Origin of the sequence: Edaphobacter bradus (assembly GCF_025685645.1) — a bacterium.
Classification (GTDB): domain Bacteria; phylum Acidobacteriota; class Terriglobia; order Terriglobales; family Acidobacteriaceae; genus Edaphobacter; species Edaphobacter bradus.
In genome coordinates, this window is sequence record NZ_JAGSYF010000005.1 from 113,949 (window position 1) to 131,857 (window position 17,909).

Annotated in this window: 19 protein-coding genes; 8 read left to right on the forward strand and 11 right to left on the reverse strand. The window is 60.3% G+C overall.

What is annotated here, in order from left to right; all coding sequences use genetic code 11:
• Window positions 1–186 precede the first annotated feature (186 nt).
• From aroC to OHL16_RS18135, 3 genes are all read left to right on the forward strand, one after another.
• Window positions 187–1,362: a chorismate synthase gene (aroC, locus tag OHL16_RS18125; RefSeq protein ID WP_263368608.1), complete on the forward strand. Its 1,176-nt coding sequence runs from the start codon at window positions 187–189 to the stop codon at window positions 1,360–1,362.
• A 1-nt stretch (window position 1,363) separates the two neighbouring features.
• The gene (def, locus tag OHL16_RS18130) at window positions 1,364–1,888 is read left to right on the forward strand and encodes a peptide deformylase (protein WP_263368609.1); all 525 of its coding nucleotides are present in this window, start codon (window positions 1,364–1,366) and stop codon (window positions 1,886–1,888) included.
• A 98-nt stretch (window positions 1,889–1,986) separates the two neighbouring features.
• Window positions 1,987–3,162, forward strand: a complete 1,176-nt coding sequence (locus OHL16_RS18135; RefSeq protein ID WP_263368610.1) for a diflavin oxidoreductase — start codon at window positions 1,987–1,989, stop codon at window positions 3,160–3,162.
• A gap of 74 nt (window positions 3,163–3,236) precedes the next feature.
• On the opposite strand, the gene OHL16_RS18140 is transcribed toward OHL16_RS18135, so the two are convergent.
• Window positions 3,237–3,677, reverse strand: coding sequence for a DUF6526 family protein (locus OHL16_RS18140; RefSeq protein WP_263368611.1), 441 nt, complete (start codon window positions 3,675–3,677; stop codon window positions 3,237–3,239).
• Window positions 3,678–3,767: 90 nt separating this feature from the next.
• On the opposite strand from OHL16_RS18140, the gene OHL16_RS18145 reads away from it, so the two are divergent.
• The gene (locus OHL16_RS18145) at window positions 3,768–4,634 is read left to right on the forward strand and encodes a deoxyribonuclease IV (protein WP_263368612.1); all 867 of its coding nucleotides are present in this window, start codon (window positions 3,768–3,770) and stop codon (window positions 4,632–4,634) included.
• Between the two features lie 46 nt (window positions 4,635–4,680).
• Window positions 4,681–5,601 carry a transporter gene (locus OHL16_RS18150; RefSeq protein WP_263368613.1) on the forward strand — a complete coding sequence of 307 codons (921 nt, stop codon included), beginning with the start codon at window positions 4,681–4,683 and terminating at the stop codon, window positions 5,599–5,601.
• 66 nt (window positions 5,602–5,667) lie between these two features.
• Here the strand turns inward: OHL16_RS18150 and OHL16_RS18155 are convergent, their stop codons facing one another.
• From OHL16_RS18155 to OHL16_RS18170, 4 genes are all read right to left on the reverse strand, one after another.
• Window positions 5,668–5,919: a D-arabinono-1,4-lactone oxidase gene (locus tag OHL16_RS18155; RefSeq protein ID WP_317891099.1), complete on the reverse strand. Its 252-nt coding sequence runs from the start codon at window positions 5,917–5,919 to the stop codon at window positions 5,668–5,670.
• Window positions 5,877–6,068, reverse strand: coding sequence for a hypothetical protein (locus tag OHL16_RS18160; protein WP_263368614.1), 192 nt, complete (start codon window positions 6,066–6,068; stop codon window positions 5,877–5,879). Before OHL16_RS18160 ends, OHL16_RS18155 begins: the two co-directional genes overlap by 43 nt.
• A gap of 18 nt (window positions 6,069–6,086) precedes the next feature.
• Window positions 6,087–6,659 (reverse strand): YceI family protein, encoded by a 573-nt coding sequence (locus OHL16_RS18165; RefSeq protein ID WP_263368615.1) that lies wholly within the window; start codon window positions 6,657–6,659, stop codon window positions 6,087–6,089.
• Window positions 6,660–6,748: 89 nt separating this feature from the next.
• Complete coding sequence (locus tag OHL16_RS18170; RefSeq protein WP_263368616.1) at window positions 6,749–7,096, reverse strand: hypothetical protein; 348 nt, start codon at window positions 7,094–7,096, stop codon at window positions 6,749–6,751.
• A 505-nt stretch (window positions 7,097–7,601) separates the two neighbouring features.
• On the opposite strand from OHL16_RS18170, the gene leuS reads away from it, so the two are divergent.
• The 3 genes from leuS (at window position 7,602) to guaA (ending at window position 12,849) form a co-directional block, all read left to right on the forward strand.
• A complete protein-coding gene (gene leuS, locus OHL16_RS18175) occupies window positions 7,602–10,172 on the forward strand; it encodes a leucine--tRNA ligase (protein WP_263368617.1) in 2,571 nt (856 codons plus the stop codon).
• Window positions 10,172–11,122: a hypothetical protein gene (locus OHL16_RS18180; RefSeq protein ID WP_263368618.1), complete on the forward strand. Its 951-nt coding sequence runs from the start codon at window positions 10,172–10,174 to the stop codon at window positions 11,120–11,122. The genes leuS and OHL16_RS18180 overlap by 1 nt, the downstream gene beginning before the upstream one ends.
• A gap of 167 nt (window positions 11,123–11,289) precedes the next feature.
• A complete protein-coding gene (gene guaA, locus OHL16_RS18185) occupies window positions 11,290–12,849 on the forward strand; it encodes a glutamine-hydrolyzing GMP synthase (protein ID WP_263368619.1) in 1,560 nt (519 codons plus the stop codon).
• A gap of 2 nt (window positions 12,850–12,851) precedes the next feature.
• Here guaA and OHL16_RS18190 read toward each other — a convergent pair whose 3' ends face one another.
• From OHL16_RS18190 to OHL16_RS18215, 6 genes are all read right to left on the reverse strand, one after another.
• Complete coding sequence (locus tag OHL16_RS18190; protein ID WP_263368620.1) at window positions 12,852–14,207, reverse strand: hypothetical protein; 1,356 nt, start codon at window positions 14,205–14,207, stop codon at window positions 12,852–12,854.
• Window positions 14,208–14,346: 139 nt separating this feature from the next.
• Complete coding sequence (locus OHL16_RS18195) at window positions 14,347–15,357, reverse strand: tagatose 1,6-diphosphate aldolase (protein ID WP_263368621.1); 1,011 nt, start codon at window positions 15,355–15,357, stop codon at window positions 14,347–14,349.
• A gap of 125 nt (window positions 15,358–15,482) precedes the next feature.
• Window positions 15,483–16,358, reverse strand: coding sequence for a tRNA pseudouridine(55) synthase TruB (gene truB / locus OHL16_RS18200; protein ID WP_263368622.1), 876 nt, complete (start codon window positions 16,356–16,358; stop codon window positions 15,483–15,485).
• A gap of 47 nt (window positions 16,359–16,405) precedes the next feature.
• Window positions 16,406–17,008, reverse strand: coding sequence for a GTP cyclohydrolase I FolE (gene folE, locus OHL16_RS18205; protein ID WP_263368623.1), 603 nt, complete (start codon window positions 17,006–17,008; stop codon window positions 16,406–16,408).
• A 15-nt stretch (window positions 17,009–17,023) separates the two neighbouring features.
• The gene (locus tag OHL16_RS18210) at window positions 17,024–17,452 is read right to left on the reverse strand and encodes a 6-carboxytetrahydropterin synthase (RefSeq protein WP_263368624.1); all 429 of its coding nucleotides are present in this window, start codon (window positions 17,450–17,452) and stop codon (window positions 17,024–17,026) included.
• Window positions 17,449–17,862: a 6-pyruvoyl trahydropterin synthase family protein gene (locus OHL16_RS18215; RefSeq protein WP_263368625.1), complete on the reverse strand. Its 414-nt coding sequence runs from the start codon at window positions 17,860–17,862 to the stop codon at window positions 17,449–17,451. The genes OHL16_RS18210 and OHL16_RS18215 overlap by 4 nt, the downstream gene beginning before the upstream one ends.
• Between the last annotated feature and the right edge of the window lie 47 nt (window positions 17,863–17,909).

The window sequence follows — 17,909 nt, forward strand, 5'->3', positions numbered from 1 at the left end:
AATCTGAGTGGAAGGCCGAAAGCAGATCCCTCCACTCCGCTTCGCTCCGGTCGGGATGACAGGTTTATGTAAGGAGTAAATGACTCGTGAACTAGTCACACGCACTCGAGTCCGTCTGTTGCGGTTGCGTTGCTACAATTAAGCTTTCGGCAATCACGTCGAGAGAGCGCAGGGTAAGCGAGGGAGATGCTTCGATTTTCCACAGCAGGTGAGAGCCACGGTGAGAGCCTTGTGGCTATGGTCAGCGGTCTTCCGGCGGGTGTCCCGGTCGATCAGGAGTTCATCAACCGGGAGCTTTGGCGGCGGCAAAAGGGCTATGGCCGGGGCGGACGCATGCGGATTGAGCGTGACACGGCCCACATCCTCTCGGGTGTACGTCACGGCAAGACGATCGGCTCGCCGGTTGCGCTGACGATCGCCAACAATGACTGGAAGAACTGGACCGAGATTCTCCCGGTGGAGGAGGGCGATCCCGCGAAACACAAGGCGGTGGCTTCGCCGCGTCCGGGGCACGCCGATCTTGCCGGAGCTATCAAGTACGACTTCAAAGATGCCCGTTATGTACTTGAAAGAGCGAGTGCTCGTGAGAGTACGGCACGTGTCGCCTCGGGCGCCTTTGCCAAGCTTCTGCTGCGTGCGCTTGGCGTCGAGGTGCTGAGCCATGTGATTCGCGTTGGCAAGGCTGAACTTTCGCGACCTGCGCAGTGGGATGAGATCGTCGCGCTGTCGCATAAGGATGAGGTTCTGTTGAACTGCGTCGATCCCGAGAGCGAGGCGCGGATGAAGGCCGAGGTGGATGCTGTCCTGCGCACCGGCGATACGGTTGGCGGCGTCTTCGAGGTGATTGTTCACGGGCTCCCGCCTGGAATTGGGACGCATGCGAACTGGGACGAGCGTCTGGACGGACTGCTGGCCCAGACGGTGATGAGCCTGCAGGCGGTGAAGGCGGTGGAGATTGGCCGCGGCGTTACGGCGGCGGAGTCGCTTGGCTCCGCGGTCCATGATGCGATCGGCTACGAGGGCTCCAGCGTCGACTTTACGAAGTTCTCTCGCGACCACAACAATGCAGGCGGCATCGAGGGTGGTATCTCCAATGGTGAGGATGTTGTGGTTCGGGGATACCTGAAGCCGATCTCCACGTTGCGGCGGCCGCTGGGCAGCGTCAGCTTTGAGACTCGCGAGCCGGTCAAGGCGGCTTATGAGCGCAGTGACGTTTGTGTGGTTCCGGCTGCGGGAGTTGCGGCGGAGGCGATGGTTGCTCTGACGATCGCGCGGCTGGTGATTGAGAAGTTCGGCGGCGACTCGCTGCGTGAGCTGGAGCGCAACTACAAGGGCTATCTGGAGCAGATCAAGGCGTATTAACGTGCAAAAAACGATCAAAGTTTATGACATCGTCAAGTATCCTGACCCCATTCTGTCGAAGCGCGGCGAGCCGGTGACGGTCTTTGACGAGAAGCTGAAGACGCTGGTGGAGGAGATGTTCGAGTCGATGTATGCCGCGCATGGCATCGGCCTGGCGGCGCCGCAGATCGGGCTGTCGCAACGGCTTACGGTCATCGACATCAGCTTCAAGAAGAACCCTGAGGAGAAGATCGTCCTCATCAATCCGGTGATCGTGGCGCGCGAAGGCAAGCAGTTTGAGGAGGAGGGATGCCTCAGCCTGCCGGAGATCCGCGAGAAGGTGCGCCGCGCCGCGTGGGTCAAGGTTCGCGCGCAGGATGTCGAGGGAAACTGGTTCGAGGTTGAGGGCGATGAACTGCTCGCGCGTGCGTTCCAGCACGAGATCGATCATCTGGATGGCATTCTCTTCATCGATCACCTGAGCCGGCTGAAACGGGACCTCGTTCGCAGCAGGATCAAGAAGATGCAGAAGAATGGTGAGTGGTAGCGCGGCGCGGGGAAACGGCTCACCACAGGGGTTCAGACTGAATCGCGGTTCAGGCAGGAAACATAGGCATTTTGCGGGGAGACGGTTACCATAGAGGTATGAGCGAGGTTCTGGAGCAGGAAGCGAAGGCTTCGACCGGGCATGCGTCGAAGTACACGAGGAACAACCCTTATTTGTCTACAGTCAGCGTGAACTATCTGCTGACGGGCCAGGGGTCGGAGAAAGAGACGCGTCACGTTGAGCTGACGCTTGAAGAGGGCATGACGTACACGCCCGGGGATGCGGTCGGGATCATCCCGGAGAACCGCCCCGAGGCCGTTGCGGATGTGCTGAAGGCGCTCGGCTATAGGGGCGACGAGCGCGTTTTGGACCACTACAAGGTCGAGATCAGCCTGGAAGAGGCGCTGCGTACGCGGTTGGGCATCGGTAAGCTGGCGCGCGGCAGCGTGGGGCAGTACGCCAAGCTGGTGCCGGAACTGGACGGGCTGAAGGTTCTGGTTGGGCCGGAGAACAAGGCGCGCGCCGAGGAGTACTGCTGGGGACGCGAGTTTGTGGATCTGGCGACGGATTTTCCGGGCGTCATTACCGAGCCGCAGCAGTTGTTCAATGTGCTGCAGCGCCTGACGCCTCGCATGTACTCGATTGCTTCGAGCCAGAAGCAGCATCCGGACTCGGTGCACACGACGGTGCGGGTCATCCGTTACGACTCGCACGGACGCAGCCGGCAGGGTGTGGCGAGCGGCCACATCGGCGACCGCGCCGGCGAAGGCATGAAGATTCCGATCTTCCTGCACTCCAATGCCAACTTCAGGCTGCCGGAGGACACGACGGCTCCGGTCATCATGATCGGCCCCGGTACGGGGATTGCGCCGTTCCGGGCGTTTCTGGAGGAGCGGCAGGCGACCGGGCAGACGGGCGACAACTGGCTGTTCTTTGGAGAGCAGCGCGAGAAGATGGACTTCCTGTACAAAGACCAGCTGCTGGGCATGGTGAAGGAAGGGGTGCTTAAGCGGCTGGATACGGCGTTCTCGCGCGATCAGGCTTGCAAGGTCTATGTTCAGGACCGCATGCAGGAGAACGCTAAGGAGCTGTTCGAGTGGCTTGAACGGGGTGCGTACTTCTATGTCTGCGGCGATGCGACCCGCATGGCCAAGGACGTCGAGACGGCGCTTCTGGATGTCATCGCCAGGGGCTCGAACGGGACACTGGAGCATGCCGCGGAGTATCTAGCCGCGATGAAGAAGCAGAAGCGGTACCAGCGGGACGTTTACTAGTCTGGAGTCATTGGGTTAGTGACGGAGGTGGCAGAGGGACGGCGCATGGGCGCCGTCCCTTTGTATTTGAGGGACTAGACGCGGTGGTAGTCGGCGCGCCAGTTGGTGATGGACTCCTTGATGGCCTTGGGTTCGAGGCCCTGGGTGAGGGTCTTGTGAACGAGGGCAGGGATCTCGGCGTCGGAGGCGAAGCGGAGAGCGATGAGCTGCTGGCAGGTGAGCTCGCCGACGTGAGCAAGATCGGCGGCGGGGAGCAACGCCGCGAGGCGGAGGCGCTCTTCAAGGCGAATGACGCGGTCCTGCAGCTTGAGGTCTTGAGCGCGGGTCCTGATGACGAAGACCGTAAGGGCGATGGAGATGACGATCCACCAGAGGTGCAGGTGAGGGTGCTCGGGCCAGTGCCGGATGGTGGTGTAGATGGCAAAGATGAAATTGAGCACAAAGAGCGGGAAGATGACAAAGTGCGTCGCGGGGTCGAGACGTCCGTGATTCTTGAAGTTTTGTTCAGCGGCCATGCAATTCCTTTCTGAGGTGGGAGCGGGAACAGCATAGCATTGCCGCCCACCGGTCCGGAGCAAACTTTGTTTTGCGATAGGCTGGAGCATATGGCTGTAGCGAAGAAGCGGATTGGTGTGCATGTAGGAACAGGCGGCGGGGTTTGGACGGCGGTGGAGCGGGCCGTGGAGGCCGGGGCGAATACTCTTCAGATATTTTCAGCGAGTCCAAGGATGTGGAAGGCGTCGCCGGTGAAGGCAACCGATGCGGCAAAGATGCAGGAGCTGCGGGCGAAGCATGATGTGGGGCCGGTGGCAGTGCATGCGAGCTACCTGATCAACCTGTGCAGCCAGACCGAGAGCGTACGGGCGAACTCGACGTCAGCGTTTCGCGGGGAGGTGGAGAGGGCTCTGGCGCTGGGAGCGGAGTTTCTGGTGCTGCATCCGGGAAGCTGGAAGGGGCTGACGCGGGAGCAGGGATTGACGCTAGCTGCTGAGTCGATTGAGAAGGCGATTGAAGGGATCGATTTTGCCGGGAAGAACTTCAGGATTCTGATTGAGAACACGGCCGGGGCGGAGTTTTCGCTGGGGGGCAAGCTGGAGCAGGTGGCGGAGCTGGTGGAGACGCTGAAGCCGTGCGCTCCGGTGGCGGTGTGCCTGGATACCTGCCACGTGCATGTCTCGGGGTACGACATCGTGACGGCGGATGGATACATCGAGACGATGAAGCTGGTGGAGTCGACGGTAGGGTTCGAGGCAGTGAAGGTGTGGCACTGCAACGACGCGAAGGCGGCGATGGGGTCGAAGCTGGACCGGCATGAGCACATCGGGGAGGGGATGATCGGGGCGGAGGCGTTTCGGCGGCTGCTGCACGATAAGCGGTTTGCCCACGCGGCGTTTATTGCGGAGACTCCGGTGGATGCTCCGGGGGATGAGGCGAGGAATGTGGGGGTGTTGAGGACGCTGGCGGCTGGATGAGTAGTGAGGGACGAATAGAGGCGTTTCTTTTGCTACATTGGCTGTCATGCGCAAACTGCTGCTCTATGTTTGCTTTGCGTTGACTATGGCGCGCTCGCCTCATCCAGTGTTTGCGCAGTTTTCGGATCCTCGCACGTATACCAACTCTCCGGTGGGTGTTAATCAGATCGAGCTGATGTACTCCTATGACCGATCCAATAGTTCGATCGACTCCTCGCTTATTGTGGGAGAGGCGAAGCTCAATCTGAATCAGGGAATCATCACCTACACACGCTATTTTGGCGTGCTTCATCGACTGACCTGGGTGGAACCCAGTTTTCCGATCGCCGGAGTTTCAGGTTCGATCGGCGGGACCAACATCAACGGGTCTGTGACCGGGACCGGCGATTCCAGCTATCAGATTGGCATGTTGCTGAAAGGTGGCCCAGCGCTCAGCGTGTCAGAATTCGAAAGCTATAAGCCCACGACCTCTGTTGGAGCGAGTCTTACCTTCACGGCGCCCACAGGGCAGTATGACCGTAACCAGCTTTTCAATCTTGGTTCCGATCGCTGGTCATTCAAGCCGGAGATTGGCATGTCACAGCCGTTTGGGCGGGAGCAGAAGTGGGTGATTGATGGGCATGTCAATTCTTATTTCTATACGGACAATCGTACGTATCGTGGTCTGGAGATACTCAAGCAGCGGGCACTGCCTGGAGTGGAGGCACACCTCAGCTACTCGTTTAACGGCGCGGTGTGGGCTTCTCTGGATACTCGCTACTCTTTTCGCGGTGACACGTTGATCAACGGGGTGAACCAGAATGATGTGCAACAGAATTTCATAGGGGGTAGCGAGGTGAATGTTTCCCTGAATGCACGCAGCACGCTGATTTTTGTATTCGCCAGAGCATTGGTACACGAAAATGGGCCAAACAGCACAGGTTTTGCCGTGAGATATGACTATGTCTGGGGCAAAGGCTACAGATGAGTCCCTTTAAGCGCCGAAGATTTCGGCGTCGATGAATTGATTGCGGAATTTGCCTTGTGGATCGTGCTAGGTGGCGAGGGCGCGGTAGTCGGGGAGTTTGGGGGTAGAGAGGTGGTTCAGGCGTGCGGGGGAGATGGTGTTGAGCTTCGCCCAGTGGGGACGGGCTTCGAACGGGGCGAGCTTTTCTTCGATGAGCGGAGGGACTTTCTGGACTTCGGGCCACTCGGGTTTCCGGGTGAAGTGGATGGCGAGCCCGGGGCGCTGGTAGCAGGGGCTTAGCCAGAGGTTGTCGGCGGCGATGGTGCGGAGTCCGGTGATGAAGAGGTGGGTGTGATGCGGTCGCGGAGCTGCTCGACGGCGAGGATGGCGGGGTCGCAGGGGACGAGGCGCGGAATGTGGGTGTGCTGAGGACGCTGGCGGCGGGGTGAGGAATCCGGTCTGCGGTATTGTCGCGGGGTTCCCTGCAAGCTGGTTCAGTAGGCCAGCTAGCGATTGTCTGTTGGGTAGATGTCGAATGTGACATCAAGAGCATCATGGACGCTTACCGACCCGCCGAAGACCTTGATTGGCGTTATTCCAAAGTCAGTCTGTTTTATATGAGTGGAGCCCGTATAGTGCCCGTTGCTATATGTCACGGGGAAGCGGACGGTTCTCTGTGCACCATGCAGCTTGAGGGTTCCCTCAACCAGGGAGTCGTTCTGCCGTGGCTCGATGTTCGTGGACGAGAAGGTAATCTCGGGATATCGGTGTGAGTCGAGCACTTGTTCGCTCAACATGACGGCTCTTATCTTCGCGCGCTCCGATTCGCTCGATCCCGGATCCAGAACCATCATCTTTTCGGTCTTGATATGAAAAGAGGCAATACGAGCATCGGCATCGATGCTTCCGCTCTCAATAGGCGCTGCGATCTCGTGGTTATGTCCCAGGCTTGAGAACAGACCTGATTTTGAGACGTGCACCGTTATCTTCGATCGGGACGAATCGATGGGGACTTCCGCGGCGACCATGGAAGCTGTCCCGATTCCAGCAACAAAGAGCAGGAGCAGTATCTTGCGCATGAAGACCTCCGCCGACCATCTGTTTAGAAGTGGATAACGAAACCGCCTGCGGCGACAACGTTGTTCTGGCTTCCCTGGCGAACCCCAACTCAAAAGTTGGGAACGTTCAGTGTGTAATAGTCCCGAACCTCGATCCTCAGGCTGATAGGAAAGACGATGCGGATCGGAGTCCGGAAATCAACACCGCCGCCAAATTGCGCGGTTGGTGTATTGCGGAACCGATTGGGATTTGCTTCACCGTTGTTGAGCGCTTTACTTCCTTCATAGAGGCCATACCCAAACCCGCTTGAGAGCCATGGCGAGATACGTTGTCCGTTGAGGAAGCGAACGCGCAGCGAGGGCGTGACATAGAGCCCCGCCAGACTGCTGATCGCACCGCGCTGTGCCGAATCAATCTTGTGGCTGGGATCAGCCTCAAAGGGAATTTCAAGCTGCAACTCCGTTTTCCTGCCCGTCAGATGCCTGGCGTAGTTCACGGAGAAGGCAATGCTGCTCCCGGAGCTGAGAGGGAGACCAGTGGATGTGGATCCTCCGGGAATCTGCGTGTCGCCGAGTAAAAAACCTATTTCGCTCTTCTGCTGTTCTTGCGCGGATCCAACGGCCGTGCAAAACAACACCAAACTTAGAAAACTGACCACGAATCTCATCGAATACCGTTCCTTTCATGCGCCGTTAGACTTCAAGTGGCTTTAGCCGGTTACAGAAAACAGCGATTCGCAGATGAGACAGTGACCACTATCAAAGCCGAGTAGTCAGATAGGAAGGTGCTTCTACGCGATGTGGTTTATTGCCTAAAGTTTCCGGAGTTTTTGCGCACATCGCGGAGTCGCCGGTGGACGCTCGGGGGATGAGGCGCGGAATTCGGGTGTGCTGACGACGCTGGCGGCTCGGTGGGGAACCCCATCTGCGGTATTGTCGCTGGTTTCTTTACAATCGAAAGATATGGCTGAGATTGTGAAGAACGAGAGCGAGCGGCAGATGCGGTATAACCCGGCGGAGATTGAGCCGAAGTGGCAGGAGCGGTGGGACGCGGACCCTGCGTTGTACGCTGCGGAGGGGCATGACTCGGGTAAGCCGAAGTACTACTGCCTGGAGATGCTGCCGTATCCGAGCGGGCAGTTGCACATGGGGCATGTGCGGAACTACGCGATTGGCGATGCACTGGCGCGCTACATGTGGATGCGCGGGTTCAACGTGCTGCACCCGATGGGGTGGGATGCCTTCGGCTTGCCGGCAGAGAACGCTGCGCTGAAGAACAACACACCGCCGCGGGAGTGGACGCTGGCCAACATCGACGCCATGAAGAAACAGATGCGGCGGATGGGGCTGAGCTACGACTGGTCGACCGAGGTGGCGACGTGCCTGCCGGAGTACTACCGGTGGAACCAGTGGTTCTTCGTGAAGATGTTTGAGAAGGGGCTGGCCTACCGGAAGAAGAGCAAGGTGAACTGGTGTCCCGACTGCCAGACCGTGCTTGCGAATGAGCAGGTGGTTGCGGGGCGGTGCTGGCGGCATGAGGATACGCTTGTCGAACAGCGCGATCTGACGCAGTGGTTTTTGCGGATTACGAAGTACGCCGATGAACTGCTGAAGGGACTGGATACGCTGGAAGGCTGGCCGGAGAAGGTCCGGACGATGCAGCGGAACTGGATTGGCCGCAGCGAAGGCGCGCTGGTGGATTTCGTGGTTGACGGCGAGGTGAAGGAGCAGGGATGCGCGAAGATCACGGTTTTTACGACTCGCGTGGATACGATCTTCGGTGCGACTTCGGTGCAGCTTGCTCCGGAGCATCCGGTGGCGAAGGCTTTTGCGGCTGAGGATGCGGAGCTGGCGGCGAAGATCGCGGGGCTGCTGGAGGAGCAGAAGAAGGCGCGCGAGTCGGATGACATCGGCGGGATAGAGAAGCACGGCGTGAATACCGGACGGTTCGCGGTGAATCCGTTCAACGGCGAGCGCGTGCCGGTATGGGTGGGGAACTACATTCTGGCAGAGTATGGCACGGGCGCGATTATGAGCGTGCCGGCGCACGATGAGCGGGACTTTGAGTTCGCGGAGAAGTATGGGTTGGATATCCGTCAGGTGATTGCACCGAAGGACGGCAGCGAACCTGAGTTGCCCTACACGGCGGAAGAGGATGCTGTGTTGGTGGGCTCGGGGGAGTGGACCGGGCTGGGGTGTGCGGAGGCGCAGCAGAAGATGGCTGTCTTCGCGCAGGCGAAGGGATTTGGCGAGGCCACGGTGACGTATCGGCTGAAGGATTGGGGTGTGAGCCGGCAGCGGTATTGGGGAACTCCAATCCCGATGGTGTACTGCGAGAAGGGGCATGACAGCCCTGAGCCCGGAAGGCCCGCCGTTGAGCCGGGCGGGGTTGTCGCGCTGCCCGAGAGTGCGCTGCCTGTGGTTCTTCCTGCGCAGGTGAAGATTACGCAGGAGGGCGGTTCGCCGCTGGGGAAGATTGCAGAGTTCGTGAAGACGACGTGCCCGGTGTGCGGCGGCCCGGCGCGGCGCGAAACGGACACAATGGATACGTTCGTCGATTCGAGCTGGTACTTCTACCGTTACACGGATGCGGAGGATGACACGGTTCCGTTTGCGAGCGACAAAGCGAACTACTGGTTCCCGATCGATCAGTACATTGGCGGCGTGGAGCACGCGATTCTGCACCTCATCTATTCGCGGTTCTGGACGAAGGTGATGCGCGACCTTGGGATGATCAAAAACGATGAGCCTGCGGAGCGTCTGTTTACGCAGGGAATGGTGATCAAAGACGGCGCCAAGATGTCGAAGTCGAAGGGGAATGTGGTCTCTCCTGACGACATGATTGCGCGTTACGGCGCGGACGCGACGAGAATGTATGCACTGTTTGCAGCTCCTCCGGACAGAGACCTGGAGTGGCAGGAAGAAGGTGTTGCGGGCATCAGCCGGTTTCTTGGACGAGTGCATCGGCTGACGACGAAGTATGCCGCTGTGAGTCCAGCGAATGAGACGTCTTTCAACGAGGAGTCGGCCGCGGGGCAGGCGTTGCTGCGGAAGCTGCACCAGACGAACGCGAAGATGACGCACGACTTCAGCGGACGATGGCACTTCAACACGTCGATCGCGTCGATCATGATTCTGGTGAACGAGATCACCGCGAAAGAAGCCGCGATGGATGCGGGAGAGATTTCAGAGGCGACCATTGCGCAGGTCTTTCGTGGCCTGACGCTGCTGCTGGCGCCGTTTGCGCCGTTTCTGTCGTCGGAGTTGTGGGAGCAGATGGGTTGCAAGGGCGTGGTCTTCCGGACGTCGTGGCCTGAGGCCGACGAGAGGCTTGCGCAGGAAGACGAGATCGAGGTTCCCGTGCAGGTGAACGGCAAGCTCGTGAACGTCGTGAAGGTGCCGGCAGGCAGCGACGAGGCTACGGTGAAGTCGGCGGCACTGGACGACGAGAAAGTGAAGGCCAGGAGCCAGGGGAAGACAGTGGTGAAGGTGATCATCGTGCCGGGCAAGCTGGTCAATCTTGTGGTGAAGTAGTGCAGGGAACAGGGCATAAGGTGCACGATGCAGGCGGGCCGGTGGTGCGCGGGACGCAGTCGTTTGTTTACACGCTGTCGGAGTGCTGGCGGCGGCCCTCGCTGACGGCGCTTGAAGTTCTGTGGCGGTGGACCTTCGCGGTTCCGGTGCTTCTGCTTGTGTGGCATGAGGCGGTGCGGATCCTGGGGGCGGCTCCGGTCGATGTTGACGCCTTGCAGCGGATGACGGTGCTGGATCCGCTGGCGGCTTCGCAGACGCTCGCGAAGGCGCTGGCGGTTCTGCTGCCTCCGGTGTGGCATGTGGTGCGGTGGATGGGGCCGCTGTTGCTGCTGGCGTGGGTTGTAGTTTCGTCGCTGGGGCGGACCGTGGTGCTGCGGCGGGTCAACGACAGGCTGCATGCGCGGGTCGGGACGCTGATGGCGCTTCAGGGGATTCGCGTCCTCGCACTGGCGGGAAGTTTTGCCGTGTGGTTCGAGTGCCTTGTGTGGGCGGCGCAGACGACGGTGACCGAACCGATGTCTCGCGGAGGCGACCCGAATCTGGTCGGTTATTGCTCGATGGCAATCATCGCGACGCTGGGGCTGTTTACCCTTTGGGCTGTGGTGAGCTGGGCGCTGGGCATCGCTCCGTTACTGGCAATGCTGCACGGGCTGGGCGTGGGGCAGAGCCTCGCGGCTGCGTTTCGGCTGGGGCCGCTCAAGGGAAAGCTGGTTGAGATCAACCTGGTTATGGGGATTGTGAAGATCGCGCTGATCGTACTTGCGATTGTGTTCTCAGCTACTCCGCTGCCCTTCGAGAGTGTCACGTCGCAGGAGTTCCTGTTCCTGTGGTGGGCTGGGGTTGCGGTGTTTTACTGCCTTGCCTCGGACTTCTTCCATGTGGCGCGACTGGTGGGTTACCTAAATTTATGGAAGGCGTTGGGAGAGGGTCCTGCCGTGTCTCCGAGGTAAGAGGGAGGCGCTGGCGCTGCTGGATGCCTCCGATAGCGCGCTCTACTGCGCGAAGCGGCTGGGCCGGAACCGGGTCGAACCGAGTATTTCGCGGGCGGATTTTCTCAGCCAGGCTGCCGACGAGGCATGACGGGAGTGGGCGACCGGCTCGCGGTTACACTGGATGTGTGGACACTTCAACGATTGTCATCCTGGATTTTGGCTCGCAATATACGCAACTCATCGCGCGGCGCATTCGCGAATTCAATGTGTTTTCCGTGGTTTTGCCATGTACGGCATCGCTGGATAAGGTAAAGGAGCTCAACCCGAAGGGGGTGATTCTCTCCGGCGGGCCCTGTTCTGTCTATGACGCAGATGCTCCGGCGGCCGACCCCGCTGTGCTGGCCATGAATGTGCCGGTTTTGGGTATCTGCTATGGGCTGCAGTTTGTGGTGCACCACTTGGGCGGCAAGGTGGAGTCGGCGCCGGCGCGCGAGTACGGTCACGCGCAGGTGAGCGTCGTGGCGGAGTCGAAGCTGTTTCGCGGGTTGCCTCCGGCGATGAATGTGTGGATGTCTCACGGAGACGAGGCGAAGGAACTGCCCTCGGGTTTCCAGTTGACGGCGAAGACGTCGAATGCGGTGGCTGGAATTGCCGATGAGGCACGGCGGATCTGGGCCGTCCAGTTTCATCCTGAGGTGGCGCACACGAAGCAGGGAATGGACCTGCTGAAGAACTTCTGTCTCGATATCTGCGGGGCCGCTCAGGACTGGACGCCGGAGCACTTCATTCACTCGACCGTTGAGCGGATCAGGGAGCAGGTGGGAGATGGCCATGCGATCTGCGGATTGAGCGGCGGAGTGGACTCCTCCGTGGCGGCGGTCCTGGTCTCGCGGGCAATCGGCGACAGGCTGACCTGCATCTTCGTCAACAACGGTGTGCTGCGCAAGGATGAGTTCGCCAAGGTGCAGAGGACGATGCGCGAGGGACTTGGCCTGAACGTCGTTGCCGTTGATGCGGCCGAGCGCTTTCTGACGAAGCTGGCTGGAGTAACTGATCCGGAGAAGAAGCGGAAGATCATCGGCAACGAATTCATCGCGGTGTTTGACGATGAAGCAGCCAGGATTGTTGAGGCGGAGAAGAGCGCGGGCGACGAGGTCGGATGGCTGGTGCAGGGGACGCTGTATCCGGATGTGATCGAATCGAGCAGCGTTCATGGGCCTTCGCACACCATCAAGAGCCACCACAACGTTGGCGGGCTACCCGAAGACATGAAGCTGAAGCTGATTGAACCGCTGCGTGACCTGTTCAAGGATGAGGTGCGCAGGATCGGGCGCGATCTCGGAATGCCGGAGGATATCCTTGAGCGGCAGCCCTTCCCGGGGCCAGGATTGGCGGTGCGGATTCTGGGCGAGGTCACGGAGGATCGTGTTGCGCTGCTGCAGGAAGCCGACGAGATCGTGGTTTCGGAGATCAAGGCCGCGGGGCTCTATCGCAAAGTGTGGCAGAGCTTCGCGGTGCTGCTGCCGGTGAAGTCTGTCGGCGTGATGGGCGATCAGAGGACGTACGCGTATACCTGTGCGATTCGCGCCGTTGAGAGCGAGGACGGGATGACGGCCGACTGGGCCGCGCTGCCCTATGAGGTGCTTCGCACGATCTCCAGCAGGATTGTGAGCGAGGTGCGGGGAATCAATCGCGTGGTGTACGACATTACTTCGAAGCCGCCGGGGACGATTGAGTGGGAGTAGCGCTAGCGCGATCTCGGCGTCGCGATGTCGGGGTGGAGGACTTGCGATCTGCGAGCAGTGGTTTGGACGACGATGCGGGTGTCGCGGGGGAAGGAGATCTTCTTGCCTCGGGCGATCCACCGGTCATAGAAGGCGAGGGCTGCGCCATAGTAGCCGATGCCAGCTGCCAGGTATGCTGATTGTCCGGAGAGACCGATGATGGTTCCAACGAGTCCAAGGCCGGCCGCGCCACCAACGGCGTTCTTCCCCAAGTTATTGCCGCCGCCGTGGTCCTGATCCAAAGGTTGACTGGCAAGGAACACGAGAATGAGAGGGATGCTGATCTTGTCCTCCGGGCGGGATTTGACCTGTCCCTCGGAGTTGAGGGCGAGCGCCTGGCCGGAGTCGGCTCCGACGAGGGTGGTCACGACGTTTTGCGGTTTATCTCCCGGCAGGGTCAACTGACGGAAGGTGAAGTCCAGGGTTCCGGTGCGGCCGAAGCTGCGAGCTGGCTTTGCCCTGGTGACTGCGCCGACGAGGGTTGAGCCCTGGGGGATTGCGATGGTGTGGTCGAGGTTGTAGATGGGTTCGGCGACGGTTGCCTTGATGACCTGCCCGGTGGCGGAGGTTTCGGAGCTGAGGGGATCGTCGAGGTAGGCCTGGATGATCCATTTGCCGGGGCCTTCGTCAACGGGCTGCTCTACCGGGGCGGGCTGCTGCCAGAAGTGATGCTTCAAAGGGGCAGCGGCGATGGTTGGGGAAGGCTGTGCCGGAAAGGCAAGAGGAACGGTCGTCCTGATGGTCCAGGTGGTGCCCTTTTCTATGCGTTCCGGATGGTAGGGGAGCCGGTTGTAGAGGAACTGCTTCAAGCGGTCAGCTTTGCCGGGGGCGAGGAAGATGGCGGCATCGTCGCGAGCGATGGAGAGGCCCACGTCTAACTGCTGGTGGAGGAATCCTCCTTTGGAGGGGGGCGGTGCGACGGCGCGGTAGATGGGGGCTCCATCGGTGGCAGGGTCTGCCGAGAAGGGGAGAGCGGACCCGTCAGCGAGGATGATCCGGGTGAAGCTGACTACGGGGATGTGGAAGGGGGTGAAGTCGCCACCGAGCCGCGCGCGAGTGCGGCGAGAATGGTCGGGGCGGAGCGCCATGACCGTACCGGAAAGAACGGTGTGTTCCGGGAGAATGAGTTTGTCATCGACGTAAACCGGATAGAGGAGCTGGGCGCGGATGGGCTGACCCGCGCGCATAGGGAGATGGTTGTCGATCATGACGGGGAGAGGAGTTCCCGTCGGGAGAGTGGCTTGGGGTGTCTGCGATTGGGCGACGATGGGCCAGAGCAGGGACAGAAGCAGGGCTGGGCCGACCGGTCTGCGCATCATCTGATTGGATGGTATCGGATTTGGATGAAAATAACCTGAACGCAATAGGTTGCTCCGCGATGAGGGTAGGTCTTAATCGCAAAGCGGAGCCCGGTTTCGGGCTCCGCTTTTTACTATTCGCGAATTGACGAACTAAGGGTTAGCCGAGTTCGGCGAGGGAGTTGGCCCCGAACTTGAGGTACCAGGGGCTCGCCGCCTTGAGGGCTTTGTTGACGTTTTCGATGTTCTGGACCCCGGTCGTCTCCAGCCAGGCGCGGAAGGGCTTCGCGCCCTGCTTGGCGTAGATAGGGATTCCGTCCTTCCATGTTGCCCGGCCGCAGAGCACACCGTTGAACTTGGTGCCTGATTCGCCCGCGAGCTCCAGGGTCTCGATGAAGACAGGGTTTGAGACGCCAGCCGAGAGGTAGATGAAGGGCTTGTGGGTCATCGATTCGGCGTCGCGGAAGTGCTGCAGGGCCTCGGCGCGGGTGTAAGCGCGCTCACCCGTGAAGGACCTGGTGCCCTCGACGAAGGCCATCTCAACGGGGACCTCGACCTTGAGGACATCGATGTTGTAACGGGCCTTGCCGAACTCAGCCATGGAGCCGGAGACGACCTCAGGCTTCTTTTTGGCGTAGGCCAGCGACTTCTCGTCGCCGCCCTCGGCGTCGTAGCCGACGAACTCCAGGAAGAAGGGAATGTCGTGAGCGATGCACTCGTCGCCGATGCGCTCGATCCAGGCTTGTTTGAGGTCGTTGATGTGAGACTTTTCGAAGGGGGTGTAGTAGAGGAGGACCTTGATGCAGTCGGCTCCTGCTTCCTTCAGGCGCCGTACGCTCCAGACGTCGAGCAGGTCGGGCAGACGGCCTGGCGTGGCCGCGTCGTAGCCGGTCTTCTCGTAGGCGAGGAGCAGGCCCTTGCCGTTGCGCTCCTTCGCGGCGGGCAGACCGAACTCGGGGTCGAGCAGGATGGCGGAGGCATGGCGGGTGAGGACCTCGGTGACCTGGAGCTTGAACTCTTCGAGGTCGTGAGCGTTGGCTACGGAGCCGCGCTCCTTGGCGAGGGACTTCTGAAGCGAGCCACGCTGGTCCATTGCGGCTGCGGCGATGACGCCGCGGTGATCGGATACGGCCTTGAGGCCGGCGAGTTTCCCTGGGGTCAGCTTCGACATTTCGTGCGCTCCTGAGGTTTGGTCTTCGGGGTCATTTTACACAGTGTTGTGATGGTTCGGCATCAACCCGGATTTTGTGCCTGAGAGTTGGATGCAATTGTATGGGCCTGGTTTTTTGCTGTGGGTTATCCCATCACGACGACCGGCTGCATCAGGGTTCCGGCGACGCGCCGTGCGATTGCCAGCAGTTCCGTCGGAGCTGTGAAGATCTTGACCAGCGAGGCCTGCGAGAACTCCGGGAGGTTTACCTGCATCCCGTTGCGGATCCTGCCGGCAGTCTGCTCGTCGACCGTCACGCTTGGCATCTCGGGCAGTAGCGTGCGCGGGTGAGGTAATCGGGCTTCGATCGCTTCTGCGGTTGGGAGCGACTTCAGCTCTTCGACCATGATCGCCTGCTCGAGCGTGAAGGGGCCGGCCTGCGTTCGGCGCAGCCCGGAGAGGTGTGCGCCGCATCCGGCCAGTTGCCCCAACTCATGCGCTACGGAACGGACATAGCCGCCGGCCGAGACCTTCATCGTGAAAGTTGCTTCGTTGCCTTCGAGCGTGAGCAGTTGAAAGCCGTGGATGACGATGCGCGCCGGTTTTACAGGCACCTCGGCGCCTGCGCGCGCCAGCTTGTGCGCGGGAACACCGTTGATCTTCTTGGCCGAGTAGACCGGCGGCACCTGGTCCATTTCGCCGTGAAACCGGGCGGCGAGCTGTCTCAGCTCATCGAGCGAGAGCGACAGTGGTTGCGCGGCGGCCGTCGCCTCGCCTTCGGCGTCGAAGGTGTCGGTGGCAAAGCCGAAGCGAATGCGGCCTTCGTAGGATTTGTCGGACTGGCCGAAGAACTGGGCCAGGCGGGTGTAACGTCCGAGCAGCAGGGGCAACACGCCTGTCGCCATCGGGTCGAGAGTTCCCAGGTGGCCGATCGACTTCTCGCCGGTCGCGCGCCTGACGATGGCGACGACGTCGTGCGAGGTCATGCCGGGGGGTTTATCTAGTACAAGCAGTCCATTCATTCCATGGACTAGTTTATCGGCTGGACGCCACGTCTGCCGGCTAGAAGCTAGCTGCCGTTGCGCCGCACCAGCGAGAGGAACTCGTTGCGTGTCTGCAACTGGGTCTTGAAGACGCCGCACATCGCCGAGGTTACGGTGAAGGAATGCTGCTTTTCGACGCCGCGCATCATCATGCACAGGTGTTGCGCTTCGAGGATTATGGCGACACCCTGCGGGTTGATGGCCTCGGTGATGGCATCGCAGATCTGACGTGTCAGCCGCTCCTGCACCTGCAGCCGTCGCGAAAAGACGTCGACGAGCCGGGGAATCTTGCTCAGGCCGATCACCTTGCCGTTCGGGATGTAGGCAACGTGTGCTTTGCCGAAGAAGGGAAGCAGGTGGTGCTCGCACATGGAGAAGAACTCCACGTCTTTGACGATGACCATCTCGTCGTAGTCCACGTCGAAGAGCGCGTCGTGGAGCACGGTGTTGACGTCCTGAGCATAGCCGCGCGTGAGGAAGGCCAGGGACTTTTCCATGCGCTCCGGTGTGCGGAGCAGGCCGTCGCGGTTGGGGTCTTCGCCGATGCGGAAGAGGAGTTCGCGGTAGATATCCTGCGTTGGTATCTCGGAGAGCGGTGCGTTTTCGAGGGTAGCCTTCGTGCCGGCCATTGTCTGGGCCTTTCTCTAAAGAGTGCCTGCCGCTGGAGTCCTGTCGCCGGCGTAGTCGAAGGAGTTGTTGGGTGTCTCTTCGATGTGAACCTGCTCAAGATGGGCGGCGGCGAAGTTCTGAAAGATGCGGTAGATCTCTATGGATAGATTCTCCGTCGTGGAGACCTTATCTGCAAAACAGTCGAGTGTGTTCAGATTGGTGTGATCGAAACGGTCGTGCAGATTGGTTCGTGCGAACGCATCGAGATCGGCGAGGTCGCAGACCATTCCTGTCACCGGGTCGACTTGTCCGCTCAGCGTGACCTGCACGGTGTAGTTGTGGCCATGTCCGTGAGGGTTGTTGCACTTGCCGAAGAGCGCGCGGTTCTTCGCCGCGTCGTAGGCTTCAGTGTGCAGGCGGTGCGAGGCGCTGAAGTGATAGCGGCGAGTGAGGTAGGCCTTCATGCGCTCTCTCCGTAGAAGTCGGCGAAGAGATCGGGCATCTCGTAGACACGCACGCGGTGCAGCTTCGCGTTGGGGATCTTGCCGTCGAGGCGGTGCCAGATGGCGATGGCGATGTTCTCCGTCGTCGGGATGCTGGTCTTAAACTCGGGGACTTCGAGGTTAAGGTGCCGATGATCGTAGACGCTGACGACCTCGCGCTCGAGGATGTCCTTGAGCTGCTTGAGGTCGACGACGAAGCCTGAGACCGGATCGACGTCACCGGCGACCGTGACCTCGAGCGTGTAGTTGTGACCGTGTCCATTGCGGTTGGCGCACTTGCCGAAGACGCGGTGGTTCTCCTCCTTGGACCAGGAATCGACCCAGTAGTAGTGTGATGAGGAGAATTCGGCTTTGCGGGTAAGAAGGATCATTGTGCTCTCTAAGTTAGATGAAGATAGCCGGGAAGGGTTACATACTC